Here is an 844-nt window from a genome sequence, read left to right on the forward strand (position 1 = left end):
GTCCGTACCGCCTTGATTTCTATATCAGATTTGGCAGTCGCTGTCACGAAATCGCAGCACCATCTGGGAAATCCGGGTTTATCTAACCTCGGTAACCAAAGACGAATAACAGCGATGAGACCGCCTCCGACAATATGTGGCTCAGCCGGTTTTGTTCAGGCCAAGTCGGTCTCGGCTCCAGGACACGTGCCGCCGCCGTGGTGTAGGACGACGAATACTGTAACTACGAGGATTGGTGATCCGTCCCGCGCTATCCTGGTTTCCGCTTTCCGGATCGCGTGGCCCAGCGCGACAACAATCGTGGAGTGACGCCCGTGGGGGATGAAGATTGCCGCACGGCGGGAAATCGGGCCTTGCCTTGGTTTTCCATGATCTGGATTTCCGTTTTGGCCATCGCCGTGACGGTTAACCCTCAGTGGGCTTGGGCTCAGGAGGCTTCGTCAGTGATTGCGCCGTCAAGCCTAAGGTTCGTCGAAACCGTTCGTATGAAGCTGCCCAGGCCCATGCCAAAACACTCTACAGTTGTTCCGTGCGGCGGTCAAGGAATCGCCTATGTCGAGAATATAGAAGGCATTCGAGTTCGGCATTTCAATCTTCATGTGATAAATTTTCGGAACAAGAAGGCTGTTAGATTAAATCTCGATGATCAAGTTTCAATCCATGCTAAGGTAGAATATTGTTCAAATGATGGTAGCCTTGTGTTCGTAATTAACCATCCGCCAGGTGAGGGTGGTGTTTTGGACGCTTCGCCTCCGCCAAAAAACCTTAGGCTCTATTCGTGAATCGTATTGACGGTCACGCCCCCATGGCGGCGGCGAGGCAATATCGCGCGGTCGGGTCCGGA

The 844-nt window shown here is 53.2% G+C and carries 1 protein-coding gene; it reads left to right on the forward strand.

Annotation, left to right across the window (positions count from 1 at the left end):
- Positions 1–278: 278 nt before the first annotated feature.
- Entirely contained in the window at positions 279–782 is a 504-nt protein-coding gene (locus A6A05_RS20670; RefSeq protein ID WP_156520898.1) for a hypothetical protein, read from the forward strand.
- Positions 783–844 lie beyond the last annotated feature (62 nt).

The sequence above is a fragment of the Magnetospirillum moscoviense genome, from assembly GCF_001650635.1.
Taxonomy (GTDB): domain Bacteria; phylum Pseudomonadota; class Alphaproteobacteria; order Rhodospirillales; family Magnetospirillaceae; genus Magnetospirillum; species Magnetospirillum moscoviense.